This is a genomic window from Pseudoalteromonas sp. GABNS16E, assembly GCF_028598715.1.
Taxonomy (GTDB): domain Bacteria; phylum Pseudomonadota; class Gammaproteobacteria; order Enterobacterales; family Alteromonadaceae; genus Pseudoalteromonas; species Pseudoalteromonas atlantica.
Genome location: NZ_JAQREZ010000242.1, coordinates 1 through 240 on the forward strand (window position 1 = coordinate 1; position 240 = coordinate 240).

1 pseudogene is annotated in these 240 nt (G+C 39.2%); it reads left to right on the forward strand.

Annotated features, from left to right (window positions below):
- Nucleotides 1-240, forward strand: a pseudogene (locus tag PSI06_RS21400) (copper resistance system multicopper oxidase); the annotation flags it as partial.

The window sequence follows — 240 nt, forward strand, 5'->3', positions numbered from 1 at the left end:
TTAGGCTTAGATTTATTAACGGTTCTAGCAATACGTTTTTTGATGTAAGAATACCTGAGCTGAAGTTAACAGTTGTACAAGCTGATGGACAAAATGTTGAACCTGTGACAGTAGATGAATTTAGATTCGGCCCTGGTGAGACCTACGACGTAATTGTTGAGCCTAAAAATGATGCCTATACGATTTTTGCTCAAAGTATGGATCGCTCTGGTTACGCAAAAGGAACTTTATCAAGCTCGC